Raw genomic sequence first — 16027 nt, 5'->3', positions numbered from 1 at the left:
ACCCGTGCCACACGGCGCTGCACTGACGACAACGGCGTCGCTCACCATGCCGTCACCACGCGTACGGATTCCATCGACCACCGGCTGTTCCGGTGACCGAGCCCAACTCGCACGACGTCCACGTGCGCCTGCGCTTTCCCGAGGGTGGCGCCGTGGTCGAATACCGGGCCACCGAGCCCGTGGCCCGCAGGCTCGCCCACGACCTGGGTCGGCACGGCGTCATCGTCACCATCGACAACGATGTGCATCCCCAGCTCAGCGACCTGCCCACCACCGATCTCTGGGGTTAGCCCGGCTCACTCCGGCCGCACCAGACGGGTCTCGTAGGCGTAGATCGCGGCCTGGGTGCGGTCGCGCAGATGCAGTTTGTCCAGGATGCGGGCCACATGCGTCTTCACCGTCTGTTCCGAGATCACCAGTGCGCGCGCGATCTCGGCATTGGACGACCCGCGCGCGATGCACACCAGCACCTCGGTCTCGCGGGCGGTGAGTTCGGCGGGTGCGGGGCCCGGTCGGTGGTCGGCGGTGCGGGCGAACCGTTCCACCAGGCGGCGGGTCACGGTGGGGGCGAGCATGGCCTCACCGCGGGCGACGGCGCGCACCGCCTCGCCCAGAATGTGGGCCGAGGCGTCCTTGAGCAGGAATCCGCTCGCCCCGGCCCGCAGCGCGGTGTAGACGTACTCGTCGAGGTCGAAGGTCGTCAGCACGATGACGCGGGTGTCGTGCTCGGCCGCGACGATGCGGCGGGTGGCTTCCAGCCCGTCGACGCCGGGCATGCGGACGTCCATCAGGACGATGTCGGGGTGCAGCAGCCGCGTCTGCGCCACCGCCGCGATGCCGTCGGCGGCGTGGCCGACGACGGCGATATCCGGCTGGGCGTCGAGCAGCACCGTCAGCCCCTCGCGCACCAGTTCCTGATCGTCGGCGACGAGCACGCGGATGGCCGTCACGGCTCCTCCCGGATCGGCAGTTCCGCGCGCACCCGGAAGCGGCCGTCGGCGGGTGCGGCCGTGAGCGTGCCGCCGTAGGCCGCGACCCGCTCCCGCATACCGGTCAGCCCGTGTCCGGCCCGGCCGCCGCCGGCTCCGGCCGGTAGCGGATTGTCGACGTCGATCCGCATCCGATCGGTGTCGCAGTGCACGCGCACCCGCACCGACGCGCCGGGGGCGTGCCGGACGGCATTGCTCAGCGCCTCCTGGACGATGCGGTACGCCGAGAGCCCGATGCCCGCCGGTACCGCGGTGAGGTCGCCGTCGGTATCGAGTTCGACGCGGGTGCCGGTGCCGCGCACCGAGTCGACCAGGCGCGGCAGGTCGGTCACGGTGGGCTGCGGCGCCGCACCGGTGTCTCCGGAGCGCAGCAGCTCCAGAATGCGCCGCATCTCACCCAGCGCGGTGACGGCGCTGTCCCGAATGGCGGCGAAAGTCTGTGGTGCGGCGGCGGATTCACGGAACTGCGCGGCCTCGGCCTGAATGGCGATGACCGACATGTGGTGCGCCACCACATCGTGCAGTTCGCGCGCGATCCGGGTCCGCTCCTCCAGCAGTGCGGTGCGTTCGGCCTGCCGCCGAGTCGCCTCCTGTTCGTCGCGCAGTCCGCGCCGGGCCGCCGCCAGCGCGCGCAGCGCCGCACCGGCCACCAGGATCAGGGCCGCCAGCACCGCCACCTCGAGCAGCTCCGCCGGCCCGCGCGGCGGCCGCAGCAGCACCGCGAGCAGCGCACCGGCCGCCACGGTGCCCGCCCAGTAGGCCGCGGCCTGCCGGGCGGGCACGCTCAGCGCGAGGACACCCAGCACCAGCAGGTGACTGTTGATCATGGCGTCCACCCACAGCCCGGCGTCCACCCACAGCGACGCCACCACGACCGCGATGACCGACGCCGCCCAGGCGGGCAGCGGCAGGCGGGGTGCGAGCGCCACCGCGAGGCCCTGGATCAGGGCGAGTCCGACGGCGCGGCGGTCCGACAGCCCGGTATCGGATTGCAGGGTGTGCAGCACGACCGCGAACACCAGCGCCGCGAGCACCAGCAGGGCGGCCGACAGCGCCTGGACCCACCGGAAGCGGCCGAGATCTGCCGAGATCAGCTCGAGCATGAGTCCACGATCTCAGATATCGGCGCGGTTCAGGGTGCGCCTGGCCAATCCGAGCGCCCCCACCGCCCCCGCCGCCACCAGCGCCAGGCGCGGCCAACCACCCAGCGAGCCCATGAGTTCCGGTGCCCCGTCGGCACTCTGCGACAGCTTCGCCACCACCGCACTGGGCGCGACGACGGTCACCCACCGGTGCAGCTCCCCCAGCGCCTGGGCGGCGGTGACCTGGGGCAGCACCACATGTGCGGTGATCACGGCCACCGCACCGGCCGAACTCCGCAGCGCCACCCCGACCGCCAGACCGAGCGCGGCCACGGCCGGGAAGCAGCAGTAGATGCCGAGCATCCCCGGAAATGCCTGTCCGTCAGCGTATCTCGTGCCGTCGATGATCGCGCCGCCGATCAGCCAGGCGGCCGTCACGGCGGGTATGCCGACCGCGGTGGACACCGTGACCACCAGCAGGGTTTTCGCCGCCAGCAGCAGATCCCGCCACGGGGTGGCGGTCAGTACCGGCCGGATGGTGCCCGATCCGAATTCGGTGGTCACGACCAGCGCGGCCCAGGCTCCGATCACGGCCAGCGCCAACGAGGTTCCGGTCAGCGCACCGCCGAGGACGGTGTCGTCCGGTTCCAGGCTGCCGGTCAGCCCGACCACGGCGGCCATGACCGGCGGCACGGCCAGCGCCAGCAGCGGCAGCAGCCACAGGCTGCGCGCCGAGCGCATCTTGATCACCTCGGAGCGCAGCTGATCGCGCAGCAGGGGCGCGAAGGGTGCCGTGACGGTCATCGGTGCGGTCGGGGCGACAGCGCGTGTCATACCCTCTCCCGGATGTCGCGCTGCCGGTATTGCCGGTGTGCGGCAACCAGATCCGTGTACACGTCCTCCACCGAGGCGCGCACCGGGGTCAGCTCGTCGAGCACGATGCCGCGATCGGCCGCCACCCGTCCGATCTCGCGCGGCGACAGCCCGCGCACGGTCGCGACCTCGCCCCGCAGTTCGGCCGCCCCGCCCAGGGCGGCGGTGAGCGCCACCAGGTCGGCGCTGCGCACCCGGACCACGGATTCGCTTCCCCGGGCGACGAATTCGCCGATCGGCTGGTCGGCGAGCAGCCGCCCCGCCCCGATCACCAGCAGGTGGTCGGCCACCAGTTCCAATTCGCTCATCAGGTGGCTGGACAGCAGCACGGTCCGCCCCTCGCCGGCCATATCGCGCAGCAGCCCTCGAATCCACCGGATCCCCGCGGTATCGAGTCCGTTCATCGGCTCGTCCAGGATCAGCACCCCGGGATCGCCCAGCAGCGCCGCCGCGATGCCCAACCGCTGCCGCATCCCCAGTGAGAAACCGCCGACCCGGCGACCGGCCACATCGGCCAGCCCCACCAGTCCGAGCACCTCGTCCACCCGCTCCGCCCGAATCCCGGTGCAGGCGGCCAGCATCGCCAGATGCGCGGCGGCGGTGCGCCCCGCCAGCACATCGCCCGCGTCCAACAGCGCGCCCACGGTGCACAGCGGCCGCCGCAAGTCGCGGTACCGCCGCCCGCACACCGTCACCTCCCCCCGGGTGGGCGCGTCGAGGCCGAGCACCAGCCGTAACGTGGTCGACTTCCCCGAGCCGTTGGGTCCCAGAAAGCCGGTCACCCGCCCCGGCCGCACCACGAACGTCGCGTCCGCGACGGCCCGCGTCCGCCCGTAGTACTTCGTCAGTCCCCGCGCCTCGATCATGGGTCGACGCTATGCGCGCACCGGGTGCGTCCACATCCCTCCCGCGGGCGGTTTCGCCCGTCCCCCGTGCGAGGGATGCGGATTCGCGCTATCGGTGCACGAGTGCGGGCGTCTCGGCGACCGGTTCGCGTCGACGCAGCCGGGTGCGGCGCTCCCAGAGTCCGGCCAGCAGGGCGGTGACGGCGACGTAGGCGAAGCCGAGCAGGACGTCGACGACATAGTGTTCGCCGCCGTAGACGAGGGTGAACGACATGGCCGCCGGGAAGAGGGCGAGGGGGACGCGCAGCCACCACGAGGTGAGCAGCGGCCACAGCGTCACGGTCACCAGCACGGCGAAGGCGGTGTGCAGCGAGGGCAGCGCGGCGACATAGTTGCCGTGCTGTTCGAGCCAGCCCGCACTGGTGTCGGACGGCACCAGTCCCAGCCCGAATCCGGAGATGCGGCGGACCTCCTCGGTGATCGCGCCCTCGCGGCTGGCGTACCAGGGCGGGGCGGCGGGCACCAGGATGTAGGTCAGCAGCGCCAGGTAGGACAGGATGAGGATGCGCCGCATGTACCGCGCCCACAGCGGCCGCGAGTACACGTAGAAGATCGCGGCCACCGCCCACGGCACGATGAAATGCGTGGTGTAGACGACGCCGATGATCGGCGTCCACCACGGCTCCCCGTCGGAGGCCAGGTGCTCCTGCAACCAGACCGTCGGCAGCGCGCCCCCGAACAACGCCCGCTCCGCCGCGACCAGTTCCCCCATCCGCAGCGGCATGCCGAGCGTATCGGCGAGATCGCGGGTGACGTCGTACACCACCAGCGCGCCGATCAGGGGGAGCCAGTCCACCAGCACCCGCAGGTGATCACGCCACGGCCGGTCGATGGTGAACGCCACCACCCCGGTCAGAATCCAGGCCGCCTCCACCAGCCGCCCGGACGGCAGTCCCCCGGCGAGTACCGTGACGACCAGAGCCGTCAGATACGTGTATCGCACCACGGCCCGCACGGTGGGCCGCCCCGGTGGAGCGCCGGGAGCGTCGTCGGCTGTCGTCTGAGAGGATTCGGTCCACAACCCCGCCATTCACACAGTGTTCCACGCCCGTTCATCGGGCGGACGGTCGAACCACCCGATCCGGCGCGACTCCAGGTCAGCCGCCTTCGACCACCCACCCGGCCCAGTGATACGGCTCCGGCCGGGTGCGCCGGACGGTGAGCTGCGCCGATCGCAGCGCCTCCGCCGGGGTGGAGCCCGTCGCCAGTTCGGCATAGAAGGCCGACACCAGCGCGGCGGCGGAGGCGTCGTCCACCTGCCACAGCGTGGACAGGCAGCACCGGGCGCCCGCCGCCAACGCCGCCGTGCGCAGGCCCAGCAGACTGCCATCGGCGAAATCCACCGCCCCCACCCCGGTTTCGCAGGCCGACAGGACGACCAGCTCCGTGCCGGCCAGATCGAGCAGGGCGAGTTCACCGGCCGACACGATGCCGGCGCTCACCTCGGGGGTGGTCCGCGCCCCGGCCAGCCAGGCGTTGAATCCGGCGAGCAGCAGCGCCGATCGGGACAGCTGCGCGGCCGGACCGATCCGCAGCAGCCACCGCACCCGGCTGCGGTGCCGGGCGCGCACGGTCTGCGCCCGCTCGATGCGGTCGTCCAGCAGTTCGGTGTTCTCGGTGCGGACCGCCACTCCGGCGACGGCGCGCAGGCGATAGCCCGTCGGCTCGTCGCGTTCGGCGGCGTTTCCGATGGCGTCGAGGAACACGCCGTGTGTCGCGATGTGCAGGATGCGCGGGCGAACGGCCGCGAGCAGCCGAGACCGGGTCGCCGCCGCGCCGACGACCGGTGGGACACCGAAACGCAGTGCCACCTCCTCGATTTCGATGCGGGCGTGGGGCAGTGACGGCACGCGCAGGGCGAAGATGAGCGGTTCGGCCGCATCGACCTGGTGGTCGAAATCCGGTGCGCCCAGCACGATCGGCGGCCCCGGCGGGGGCGGGTCCGGCGCGGACCGTCGGGCGACCAGCCACCGGGCGCTCGGAATCAGCGTGAGCACATGGCGTTCGGCCAGCGGAACGCCCGTGGCGTCCCGCAGGAACGCCGGGGGCACCATGCCCCACAGTCCGGTCGGGGCGATCGCCAGTGCGCGCGGCAGCGGGTCCGCGGCGGCCACGAGGGCGGGCATCAGTGCGCGCACCCGCGCCGTCCAGTCGAGATCCCGGTCCGGCGTGGGCCTTTCGGCGGCGAATCGGCCCAGCTGATACAGCCGCTCGTCGATCTCGTGCACGACTCCCAGCCGCCGATACCGGATCGCGTCGCGCCCGGTGACACGGAAGACCAGATACTCCCGCTCCCCGGTCGGTCGGCGCACGGTCGCGATATCCAGCAGCGCGGTGTGCTCCGGCAGGTGGTCGCGCACCTCCCCCACGGTCAGCGTCGCGACCCAGTGCCCACCCAGGTGCCGGTACAGCTCGACCTCCGCGTCACCGAGCCGCCGGGCGGCCTGCCGCTGCCGGCGGCGCGCGGCGGCGATCATCTCCTCCCCGGTCCACTCCAGATCGGTCCGCGCCATCTCGGCCCGCAGCGCCCGGACCCGCTCCAGTGGCGCCCCGGCATCCGCGCGGGCGCGCAGCCACCCGCTGCCCTGGCGCTCGGCGAGCACGCCCTTGCGATTCAGCAGCAGTTCGTACAGCCAGTCGGACGCCTCACCCTCGGCAGCGGCGGGCAGACAGTAACCGAGCACCAGCTCCGTACGCCGCATGACCTCGGCCATCATGGTGCGGGCGGCCGCCTCCGCCGCGCCTGCCATCCGGCGCGGTGACAGCTCCTCGTCGGTGGCGGCGATACACCTGCCCGCCGCCTCGGCCAGTTCCGGATCACCGGCGTGGTGGGCGGCGGACAGCAGCGCGGCGATTCCCTCCAGCGGACGCTCTTGCGCGCCCGCGTCCATCCAATCCGGCAGGGCGGGAGCGAGCAGATCCACCACGTCCCGGTACCGCCCCTGCCGCTCGAGCGCCTGCCCGCGCATGGAGAGCACCGCGAACGCGGTGGCGCGGGCGACCGGATAGGTCTCGAGCAGTTCGACGGCACGTCGGCTGAGTTCGTCCTGGCGCTCCAGCTCACCCGCCTTCGCGGCGGCGTCGGCTCGGTTGACCAGCGAGATGACCAGATCCTCGGCCGCGTCGGGCAGTGCCGATTCGAAGATCTCACCGGCCCGGTGCAGGTATTCCTCGGCGTCGTGAAGGTGTTGGGCGGCCTCGAGATTCACATATCCGTCGGCGGTCGTGACCGGACCGGACGCGGTGGCCAGCGCCGCCCGCACCACACCGAGGTTGTCCAGGGTGACGGCCAGGCTCAGTGGTTCCTCACCGACCTGTTCACCGATCTCCAGCGCCTCGATCAGCGCGTCCGCGGCGCCGGTCAGATCGTGGCGCCCCTGCCGGGTCAGCCCCAGATCGTTGAGCACCGCGCCGCGCAACCGGAGCGCGTCGGCATCCCCGCCGTCCAGCGCGGCCAACGCCGTCACGAGCGCGGATTCCGCCGCGTCGAGGTAACCCAGGCGGCGCAGCAGCTCACCGCGCAGGCCGTGCAATTGCGCTGTCGCGGAAGGCGACTCGCCGGGAGGCGCGCGGTCGGCGAGGGCCAGCGCACGGCCGAGGACTTCGATACCGTGCTCGACCATGCCGTGGCGGCTCAGCTGACGCGCGAACCCCATGGGCAAGGCCGGACTTCCGGTGCTCGCGAAGGCGGCCAGGGTGACGTCCGTGGCCGCCCGCACGGGTGCGGCGACCGCCCCGGGGTCCTCGCCGTGGCTCAGGTGCCCGGCCAGGCGCACCATACGGTCGCAACAGTGCACGACGGTGTCGAAATCGGCCGGATCGGCCGACCGGGCCCGGTCCAGGCACGCCGCGATGAGCTCAGCAGGGGGCTCCGGCTGGTCGAGCGCACGACGAACAAGGTCGTCGAGCGCGGCGGCCCAGCCGGTGTCCATCAGTCCTCCGCCGCGTCGAGACCTATCCGGATGCGTCGGGCGCCCGCCTCCAGCGCGTCGGCGATCAGGCGGCCGCGAACGTCCTCGGGCAGCGCGGCCAGCAGCACCACCGTGTCGTCGGGTCGTTCGACGGCCACCGTCGCATCGGGCTCGGCGGCGAACACGCGTTTCGCGAATTCGGTGACGATGGGAGTCAGCAGGGTCACGGCGCCGGAGACGAGCGCGACCGCCATGGCCGGATCCAACCCGCGATGTTCGGGCGTATCCGCCGTCACCGAGACCCCCGGCCGCTCCGACTCCGCGGAATTCAGCAGGCGCAGCAGCTCCCCCGCCGGAATCCAATCGGATTCCATGCTGATGGTCACGTGCGAAATGTCCACAACACCTCCGTCACTGTTGAATAAATGCTATCGGAGTGCGGGTAATTGATGTGGCTGTAACCCTGAAGCTATTGTCCCACAAGGAAACTCCGGCGTGACAAAGTGTTACCATCCGGAAATAACTGCTTGATTAGGCTGCTATCCGGCGACAGGGGATATCCCTTTCGCACAGCGGAGATCGAAGGAGAGAACAATGGGATTGCTCGCCGGTCTGATCGACATCGTTGGCAGCCTGCTGCATTTGCTGCTCGGCGGCCTGTGAGGCAGCGCGGGTCCGCACCCCGCGCTGACCGACTCCGATAGGACACGACTACCCGCCCCGCGTCGGATGCGGGGCGCGGGGCGGGTAGATCACATCTCCCCCTTGGTATTTCGGCCCCACCCGGATAGCCCGCCATTGACTCCACGGCCGGTACCCAGCAGGCTGAGCGTCATGCTGCCCCGCCTGACGATCGGTTGTCTGTCCGCCGTGCTCATGCTCGCCCTGACCGGTTGCGGCAAGGAGGAACTCGGCGACCGGAGCGGACCGCCGGACGCCATCTACGACGTGGACTACGTCGAGATCTTCCGCAATACCGACAGTTTCCCGAATATCGCACGAGTGTGCGTGCGCGGCATAGCCTTCGCGGCGACCTCCACCGGTCGCGGCGAGAACGCCGGCGGCGCGGGTCCGATCGTCCGGGTCACCGAATGGGACAGCTTCTGCGCCGGAAAATGACCGCCGACAGACCTCCGGGCCGCCCGTTCAGCGAGCCACCGCGCCGTCCGGCCCCGGGGCACCGCCACCACGGCGCGCGGTTGCGTGCGCGAGCATGGCCAGACTCGCCTCGTGAATCAGGATGTCCAGTTCGTCGAGCACCGCGGCGACCGCCAGGCTGGCGGTACACAGCTGCGCCGGATCGGCGTCGAGCCGGTCGAATACCGCACGCAATCCGTGCAATTGCAGTCCGGCCTCGAACAGGTGCTGCACCATGCGATCGCTGGCCTCGACGACGACCGCATCGGCGGTGCGGCCGGGCACGAACAGCCGCGGCGGCTCCCCATCCGCTCCGAGGCGGGGTCCGGGGGCGAAGCGGAAGGGCGGTGCTAGCTCGGCCATGGGGGCCTCCGATGTCACGGGCGCGAGAATACGACGGATGCGATTCGCCAGCCGCGCTTCCGGACTCGGTGAAAACTTGTGCCCGATCCTACGCGCTCATCCACGCGGTGCACCCCTTCGCTAGCCACCTCGACGCGGTCGCGGGGCGCGATCGACACCGAAACGCGGTGGGATCGGTTCGTTTCCGGTCATGACGCGCACCATCTCCGCCGCCAGCCGGGCGAGCTTGACATTGCGCTGATGGGAGGCCGTGCGCAGGACTCCGAACGCCTCCTCGGAGCCACAGCGACGCTGCAACATGATCATGCCGAGCGCTTGGTCGATCACGGCCCGCGATCCCAGCGCCTCCCGCAGCTGCGCGGTCAACTCGGCTTGGCGGGCGGTGGCCAGGACCGCGTCCAGCAGGACCGCGATCTGCGTGGCGGTCAATTCGATCGCCCCACGCATCGCCTCGTCGAATCCGTGCACGCGGGGGGAGTACAGATGTAGCGCACCGATGGCCGAGCCGTCGGTACGCAGGGGCTCGAAGTGAATGGATCGCACGCCGTGCGCGAGCATTCGCGCCGGATACGGGCCCCACCGCCGCTCGGCGGCAGTATCCGGCACCGAGACCGGTCTCCCGGTTTCGATCGTCTCCCGGCACGGGCCCTGCCCGTCACCGTGCGCGGATTCGGCGATCGGCACCGCGTGGGCGATACTCGGACCCACCGTCACGGGACCGGGGTCGCGGTGCAGGGTGACTCCGGCCAGCGGATGGCCCGGCAGCATTCTCGAAGCGGTATCGGCGAATTCGCCCAGGGTCGCCACCACATCGCGTGCCGACACCATCACGGCCGTCAATGCGGCCAAACCCCGCGCCAACTCATCCGGCGCGGACCGCTCCTGCGCCATGGGAAGCCCACTCCTCATCCACGAGTCGCGTCGCGTAGCTTTCCGACCTGTGCCTCTCATACCCGGCACATTGAGGAGCAAACCCATACGGCAACGGGGACAATGTAATCCAATAGTCAACAACCGGTATCGACCGCCGCATCGATCAGCCCGTCCAGCGCGGCCAGGGACGATGCCGGGTCACTGTAGGTCAGTTCCGGGCATTGTTCGGACCAGGCCACGAACGCACCGTCTTCCGGCGACCAGCGCACCTGAATGGTGGGCAGCAGTATTCGCGATTTCTCCGCGTCTTGCACCGAGTCCCCCTTTCCGGATCGACTTCCCCTGCGGGTCGTCCCGGCGCCCTGAGACCATTTCTACGGTACGCGTCAAAACTGTTGTTTCGCAGACCTTTTCACATTCCGGCAACACGACTGTCGGCGCGGCGATCATTGTCGAAGGCGCGGAGCAGATCCGCCGCCACGCTCACCGCGATGACGGCCGGCTCCTTCCCGGTGATCTCGGGCAGGCCGATGGGGGTGGTGATCCGGTCGATGGCGGCGGCGTCGTGCCCGCCCTCGGTGGCCAGGCGCTGGCGGAAACGCGCCCATTTGGCCGATGATCCGATCAATCCGATCGAACCGAGTTCGGGCAGGCGCAGGGCGGCGTCGCACAGGGCGGCGTCCTCGGCGTGATCGTGGGTCATGATCAGGACGTGCGTCCCGGGCGGCAGCTCGGCGAGCACCTCCTCGGGCAGCAGCGGCGTGTGGTGCACGTGCACCTGCGCCACCGCGTCCGCGAGCACACCGAGCCGATCCTCGGCGAGCTGGTCCGGGCGAGTGTCGACGAGATGCAGATCGAGTTCGTGGCGGGCCAGGATGCGGGCCAGCTCCCACCCGACGTGCCCGACGCCGAAGATCGCCACCGCGGGCACCACCGGCAGCGGTTCGAGCAGCACGGTGACGGTGCCGCCGCAGCACTGCACCCCGTGCCGGTTGGTGACCTTGTCGTTGAGCGCGAATTCCATCAGCTCCGGCTCCGCACCGGGCACGAGCAGTTCGCGGGCCCGATCGATGGCGACGGCCTCGATATTGCCGCCGCCGATCGACCCCCAGGTGTGCTCGCGCCCCACCACGAGTTTGGCACCGGCCTTGCGGGGCGCGTGGCCGCGCACGGTCGCGACGGTCACCAGCACACCGGGTTCCCGGCGGGCTCGCAACCGCGCGACCGCGGCGACCCAGGTCATCTCAGGCACCGCTGAGCGCGTCCGCATCGGCATCGGCCGGATTCCCGTTGACATCGGCCGGATTCCCGTCGGCATTGGCCGGATTCCCGTCGGCATCGGCCGGATTCCCGTTCGCGCCGGAGCGGCCGTTGCCCGCCGCGGCGCGATCGGTGCCGGGCCGACCGTCGACGGGCGACCCGTCGCCATGTCGGCTCCGGCCGCCATTGCCGTTGCCAGCTTGTCCGTCGCCGACCGACTTCGGCTCGCCCCGGCTGCCGCCGCGACCGTTCGGCCCGGCCACCGCCAGTCCGTCAGCGGACGGACCGCCCTCGACCCGACCGACCGCACGAGCAGCTGCCTGCCCGGTGCCCGCCCGCGCCGCCTGCACGGCCCAGTACACCGCCTCCGGCGTCGCGGGCGATGCCAGATCCACACTCACCCCGCCCGGCCCGAACGCCGCCGCGGCCTGCCGCAGTGCCTCTCGCACCGAGAACGCCAGCATCAGCGGCGGCTCGCCGACCGCCTTGGAGCCGTACACCGCCCCCTCTTCGGTGGCGTCGCGCAGCAGCCTGACATTGAATTCCTCGGGCATCTCCGAGAAGCTGGGCAGCTTGTAGGTGCTCGCCGCCTGGGTCAGCAGCCGTCCCCGACCGGGCCCGTCGCCGGTGTCCCAGCGCAGGTCCTCCAGGGTCAGCCAGCCCGCGCCCTGGACGAATCCGCCCTCGACCTGGCCGATGTCGATGAGCGGGGAGAGGCTGTCGCCCACGTCGTGCACGATGTCCACGCGCCGGATGCGGTACGCGCCGGTGAACCCGTCCACCTCCACCTCGGTCGCGGCCGCGCCGTAGGCGAAGTATTTGAACGGCGAGCCGTGGAAGGTCTTGGCATCCCAGTGCAATCCCTCGGTCCGGTAGAAGCCGGAGGCCGACAGCTGCACCCGCTGCATATAGGCGGTGCGCACCAGGGTGTCCCAGTCCAGCTCCGCATCGCTGCCCAGGGCGCGCGCCACGCCGTCGACGATGCGCACGTCCGAGGCGTTCACGCCCAGCTGCGACCCGGCCACCTGCTCCAGCCGCGATCGCAGCTGTTCGCAGGCGTTCTTGATGGCGCCGCCGTTGAGGTCGGCGCCGGCGCTGGCGGCGGTGGCGGAGGTGTTGGGCACCTTGTCGGTGCGGGTGGGGGCCAACCGCACCTTGTGCAGCGGAATGCCGAGGGTGGTCGCGGCGACCTGCATCATCTTGGTGTGCAGGCCCTGCCCCATCTCGGTGCCGCCGTGGTTGACCAGGACCGAGCCGTCCTTGTAGATCAGCACCAGCGAACCGCCCTGGTTGAAGGCGGTCAGGTTGAACGAGATGCCGAACTTGATATTGGTGAGCGCCAAGGCGCGCTTGGTGTTCGGATGCGCGGCATTGAATTCCGCGATCTCGTGCTGTCGCCGCGTCCAGTCGGCGGTGTCGCGCACCTCGTGCCAGATCCTGCCGATGCGGTCGGTCTGCCCGACCGGCTGCCCGTACGGCGTGGTCTGTCCCGGCCGGTAGAAGTTGCGTTCGCGCAGATCCGCCGGATCCAGTCCGAGCAGCGGCGCGCACCGGCCCAGGATGTCCTCCATCACCAGCATGCCCTGCGGACCGCCGAAGCCGCGGAAGGCGGTGTTGGACACCGTATTCGACTTGGCGATGCGCCCGGCCACCTGCGCGTGCGGAATCCAGTAGGTGTTGTCGATATGGCAGAGCGCGCGGGCCAGCACGGGTTCGGACAGGTCCAGGCTCCAGCCGCCGTCCGCGGTGAGGGTGGCGTCCAGGGCCTGGATGTGGCCGTCGGCGTCGAAACCGATCCGCCAGGAGGCGTGGAAGCCGTGCCGTTTACCCGACATGGTCAGGTCCTGAGTCCGGTTGAGCCGCAATCGAACCGGGCGTCCGGTCAGCTTCGCGCCGAGCGCCGCCACCGCGGCGAACCCGTGCGGCTGCATCTCCTTGCCGCCGAAGCCGCCGCCCATGCGCAGGCACTGCACGGTCACCTCGTGGCTGTGCAGGCCGAGCACATGCGCCACGATCTCCTGGGTTTCGGAGGGGTGCTGGGTGCTGCTCTGGATGAACACCTGCCCGGCCTCGTCGACCTGGGCCAGGGCGCAGTGCGTCTCCAGGTAGAAGTGCTCCTGGCCCTTGAACTCGAATTCGCCGGTGAAGACGTGCGCCGACGCGGCGAACCCCGCCTCGATATCGCCGCGGATCATGGTGGGCCGCGCCCCGTGGAAGCTCTCGGCCTCGATCGCCTCCCGCAGCGTCACGATGGCGGGCAGCTCGTCGAGTTCCACCTCGACCGCCGCCGCGCCCGCGCGGGCCGCCTCCAGGGTCTCCCCCAGCACCCAGGCCACCGCGTGGCCGTGGAACATGACCTCGTCCGGGAACAGCGGCTCGTCGTGCTTCATCCCGGCGTCGTTGACGCCGGGCACATCGGCGATGGTGAGCACGCGCACCACGCCCGGCACGGCCAGCGCGGGTTCGGTACGCAGGGCGGTGATGCGGCCGTGCGCCTTCATCACCTGCACCGGATAGGCGTGCAGCACGTCCTTGGTGCGGTACACCAGATCGTCGGTGTACAGCGCGGTCCCGGTGACGTGCAGCGACGCGCTCTCGTGCGGCAGCGGCACGCCGACGACGGGCTTCTCCGGGCGTTCGGACAGATGACTCATGACAGCACCGCCTCGGTGGTTTGCGCGTACAGCTTCCGCAGACTCTGGCCGAGCATCGCGGCGCGGTACTCGGCACTGGCGCGGTGATCGCTCATGGGTGTGCCCTCGGCCTGGAGCACTCCGGCGGCCCGCTCCACGGTGTCGGTCGACCACGGCTGCCCGACCAGGGCCGCCTCGGTGTCGCGGGCGCGGATCGGGGTGGCGGCCACGCCGCCCAGGCCGATCCGCGCCGCGCGGACCGTCCCGTCCTCGAGCTCGAGCGCGAAAGCGACCGCCACACTGGAGATATCGTCGAACCGCCGCTTGGCGATCTTGTGGAATGCGGTGACCGGCGCCAGCGGCAGCGGGATGCGCACGGACCGGATGAGCTCGTCCGGCCGCCGCACACTCTGCCGGTATCCGGTGAAGTAGTCGGCCAGGTCGACCTCCCGCTCCCCGTCCACGGAGGCGAGCACCACCGACGCGCCGAGCGCCAGCAGCGCGGGCGGGCTGTCGCCGATGGGGGAACCGGTACCCAGATTGCCGCCGAGGGTGGCGTTGTTGCGAATGAGCCGGGAGGCGAACTGCGGGAACAACTCCGCCAACAGCGGCACCCGGCCGTCCAGGCGGCGTTCGATCTCGGTGAGCGGCACCGCCGCGCCGATCTCGATGTGCTCGGACTCGACGCGCAGCTCCCGCAATTCGGGCAGCCGGTCGATGGCGATGGCGTACTCCGCGCGCCGCGCCCGGATATTCACCTCCACACCCCAGTCGGTGCTGCCCGCGACCAGGACCGCGTCGGGCCGCTCCCGCAGCAGCCCCACCGCGTCGGCCAGGCTCGCCGGTCGCCGGAAGGTGCGTCCGTCCCGGGTGTACTCGGTGGCGACCGGGGCGGGCGCGGCCTGCTCCCGGCGGCGCGCGAACGGGTCGTCGGCATCCGGTGCGCCGAGCGCGAAGGCCGCGTCCCGGATCGGACGGTATCCGGTGCAGCGGCAGAGGTTTCCGCTCAGCGCGTGCAGGTCGAAGCCGTTGGGGCCGTGCTCGCCGTCGTGCGAGTGCGGTTCGGCCGCAGCGGAATCCGCGACAGCGGCGGTGGAATCGGCGGCGGTTTCAGCGACGGCGGGCGCGGCGGACGGGCAGCGGCCGGGACGGTAGTACTCCGAGGCCATGCTGCAGACGAATCCGGGCGTGCAGTACCCGCACTGCGAACCACCCCGCACCGCCATCTCCCGCTGCACCGGGTGCAGTTCGGTCGGCGCTCCGGTCGCGTCGAGTGTGCCGAGCCCCTCGGCGGTGACGATCTCCTGACCGTCCAGGGCCGCGACCGGCACCAGGCAGGCATTGACGGCCACCCAGTCGGTGGGCTGTTCCACGCCCGGTCGGGCCACCATAATCGAACACGCGCCGCATTCGCCCTCGGCGCAGCCTTCCTTGCTCCCGGTGAAGCCGCGCTCCCGCAGGAAATCCAGAACCGTCGTATGGGGTGCGGCCGGGGAAATCGGCGTGGACTTCCCGTTGACCGTGATCCGCGCCTCTACCATGGCACTACCTCATTTCGGTGCATGGTCGATATGAATATCCTAGTCGCCATTTCAGGAGCTTTCTGTTTCGGTGACGCCGCTCGCGAACCCGGAGCGCGTATCCACACGCGGCGACCTGCCGCGGGCGATGACAGAAGATCGAAAAGAAACCGGGGCCACCTACGTGCGCGCCGGAAGATGGGCTGTTCAGCAGCCGTGTGCGACGCGACCCGGGACCCAGACGGTCCGGTGAGCGAGGCGGCGCAGATCGGAGAGGGCAGACATCCGACATCGCCTCCTTTCAGCCGCTCACGAGTCGGTGCGCTTGAAACTACGTTGCGGCGGGCCGCCGGGTCAAGCCGATCGAGTAAGGCCCGTCACAGTCTGTAGGAATCTCCGACAGACGTGCCGCCGATCCCCCTCCGCGTCGATGGATCGCACAAATGGATATGGCGGCAATGTTTCTCACGGTAAACGCGTC

At 70.8% G+C, this 16027-nt stretch carries 15 protein-coding genes; 2 read left to right on the top strand and 13 right to left on the bottom strand.

The genetic code is table 11. The features are described 5' to 3' along the window. The first annotated feature begins 92 nt into the window (after window positions 1–92). On the top strand, window positions 93–290 hold the full coding sequence (locus tag FOH10_RS07730) for a hypothetical protein (RefSeq protein ID WP_143980210.1): 198 nt from the start codon (window positions 93–95) through the stop codon (window positions 288–290). 6 nt (window positions 291–296) lie between these two features. On the opposite strand, the gene FOH10_RS07725 is transcribed toward FOH10_RS07730, so the two are convergent. The 7 genes from FOH10_RS07725 to FOH10_RS07695 form a co-directional block, all read right to left on the bottom strand. Next, complete coding sequence (locus FOH10_RS07725) at window positions 297–950, bottom strand: response regulator (RefSeq protein WP_039812071.1); 654 nt, start codon at window positions 948–950, stop codon at window positions 297–299. Further along, entirely contained in the window at window positions 947–2092 is a 1146-nt protein-coding gene (locus FOH10_RS07720) for a sensor histidine kinase (RefSeq protein WP_143980209.1), read from the bottom strand. Before FOH10_RS07720 ends, FOH10_RS07725 begins: the two co-directional genes overlap by 4 nt. A 12-nt stretch (window positions 2093–2104) precedes the next feature. Continuing rightward, on the bottom strand, window positions 2105–2905 hold the full coding sequence (locus FOH10_RS07715) for an ABC transporter permease (RefSeq protein WP_143980208.1): 801 nt from the start codon (window positions 2903–2905) through the stop codon (window positions 2105–2107). Then, window positions 2902–3810 carry an ATP-binding cassette domain-containing protein gene (locus FOH10_RS07710; protein WP_143980207.1) on the bottom strand — a complete coding sequence of 303 codons (909 nt, stop codon included), beginning with the start codon at window positions 3808–3810 and terminating at the stop codon, window positions 2902–2904. Before FOH10_RS07710 ends, FOH10_RS07715 begins: the two co-directional genes overlap by 4 nt. A gap of 88 nt (window positions 3811–3898) precedes the next feature. Continuing rightward, window positions 3899–4879, bottom strand: a complete 981-nt coding sequence (locus tag FOH10_RS07705) for a phosphatase PAP2 family protein (protein WP_143980206.1) — start codon at window positions 4877–4879, stop codon at window positions 3899–3901. A 67-nt stretch (window positions 4880–4946) separates the two neighbouring features. After that, window positions 4947–7781 (bottom strand): CHAT domain-containing protein, encoded by a 2835-nt coding sequence (locus FOH10_RS07700; RefSeq protein WP_143980205.1) that lies wholly within the window; start codon window positions 7779–7781, stop codon window positions 4947–4949. Further along, entirely contained in the window at window positions 7781–8146 is a 366-nt protein-coding gene (locus FOH10_RS07695; RefSeq protein WP_143980204.1) for a hypothetical protein, read from the bottom strand. The genes FOH10_RS07700 and FOH10_RS07695 overlap by 1 nt, the downstream gene beginning before the upstream one ends. 448 nt (window positions 8147–8594) lie before the next feature. Here FOH10_RS07695 and FOH10_RS07690 point away from each other — a divergent pair, with 448 nt between their 5' ends. Next, window positions 8595–8879 (top strand): hypothetical protein, encoded by a 285-nt coding sequence (locus FOH10_RS07690; RefSeq protein WP_221937941.1) that lies wholly within the window; start codon window positions 8595–8597, stop codon window positions 8877–8879. 27 nt (window positions 8880–8906) lie between these two features. Here the strand turns inward: FOH10_RS07690 and FOH10_RS07685 are convergent, their stop codons facing one another. The 6 genes from FOH10_RS07685 to FOH10_RS07660 form a co-directional block, all read right to left on the bottom strand. Beyond that, entirely contained in the window at window positions 8907–9278 is a 372-nt protein-coding gene (locus FOH10_RS07685) for a hypothetical protein (RefSeq protein WP_143980203.1), read from the bottom strand. A 102-nt stretch (window positions 9279–9380) separates the two neighbouring features. Then, window positions 9381–10151, bottom strand: a complete 771-nt coding sequence (locus tag FOH10_RS07680; protein WP_186000757.1) for a GAF and ANTAR domain-containing protein — start codon at window positions 10149–10151, stop codon at window positions 9381–9383. 116 nt (window positions 10152–10267) lie between these two features. Beyond that, on the bottom strand, window positions 10268–10447 hold the full coding sequence (locus tag FOH10_RS07675) for a hypothetical protein (RefSeq protein WP_143980201.1): 180 nt from the start codon (window positions 10445–10447) through the stop codon (window positions 10268–10270). A gap of 98 nt (window positions 10448–10545) precedes the next feature. Further along, entirely contained in the window at window positions 10546–11376 is an 831-nt protein-coding gene (gene xdhC, locus FOH10_RS07670) for a xanthine dehydrogenase accessory protein XdhC (protein WP_143980200.1), read from the bottom strand. A 1-nt stretch (window position 11377) separates the two neighbouring features. Then, complete coding sequence (gene xdhB, locus FOH10_RS07665) at window positions 11378–14047, bottom strand: xanthine dehydrogenase molybdopterin binding subunit (RefSeq protein ID WP_221937940.1); 2670 nt, start codon at window positions 14045–14047, stop codon at window positions 11378–11380. Next, window positions 14044–15567, bottom strand: coding sequence for a xanthine dehydrogenase small subunit (locus FOH10_RS07660; protein WP_143980199.1), 1524 nt, complete (start codon window positions 15565–15567; stop codon window positions 14044–14046). Before FOH10_RS07660 ends, xdhB begins: the two co-directional genes overlap by 4 nt. Window positions 15568–16027 lie beyond the last annotated feature (460 nt).

Source organism: Nocardia otitidiscaviarum (assembly GCF_007362295.1).
In the GTDB taxonomy this organism is placed as follows: Bacteria; Actinomycetota; Actinomycetes; order Mycobacteriales; family Mycobacteriaceae; genus Nocardia; species Nocardia otitidiscaviarum.
This window is presented reverse-complemented; position numbering and strand designations above follow the sequence as displayed.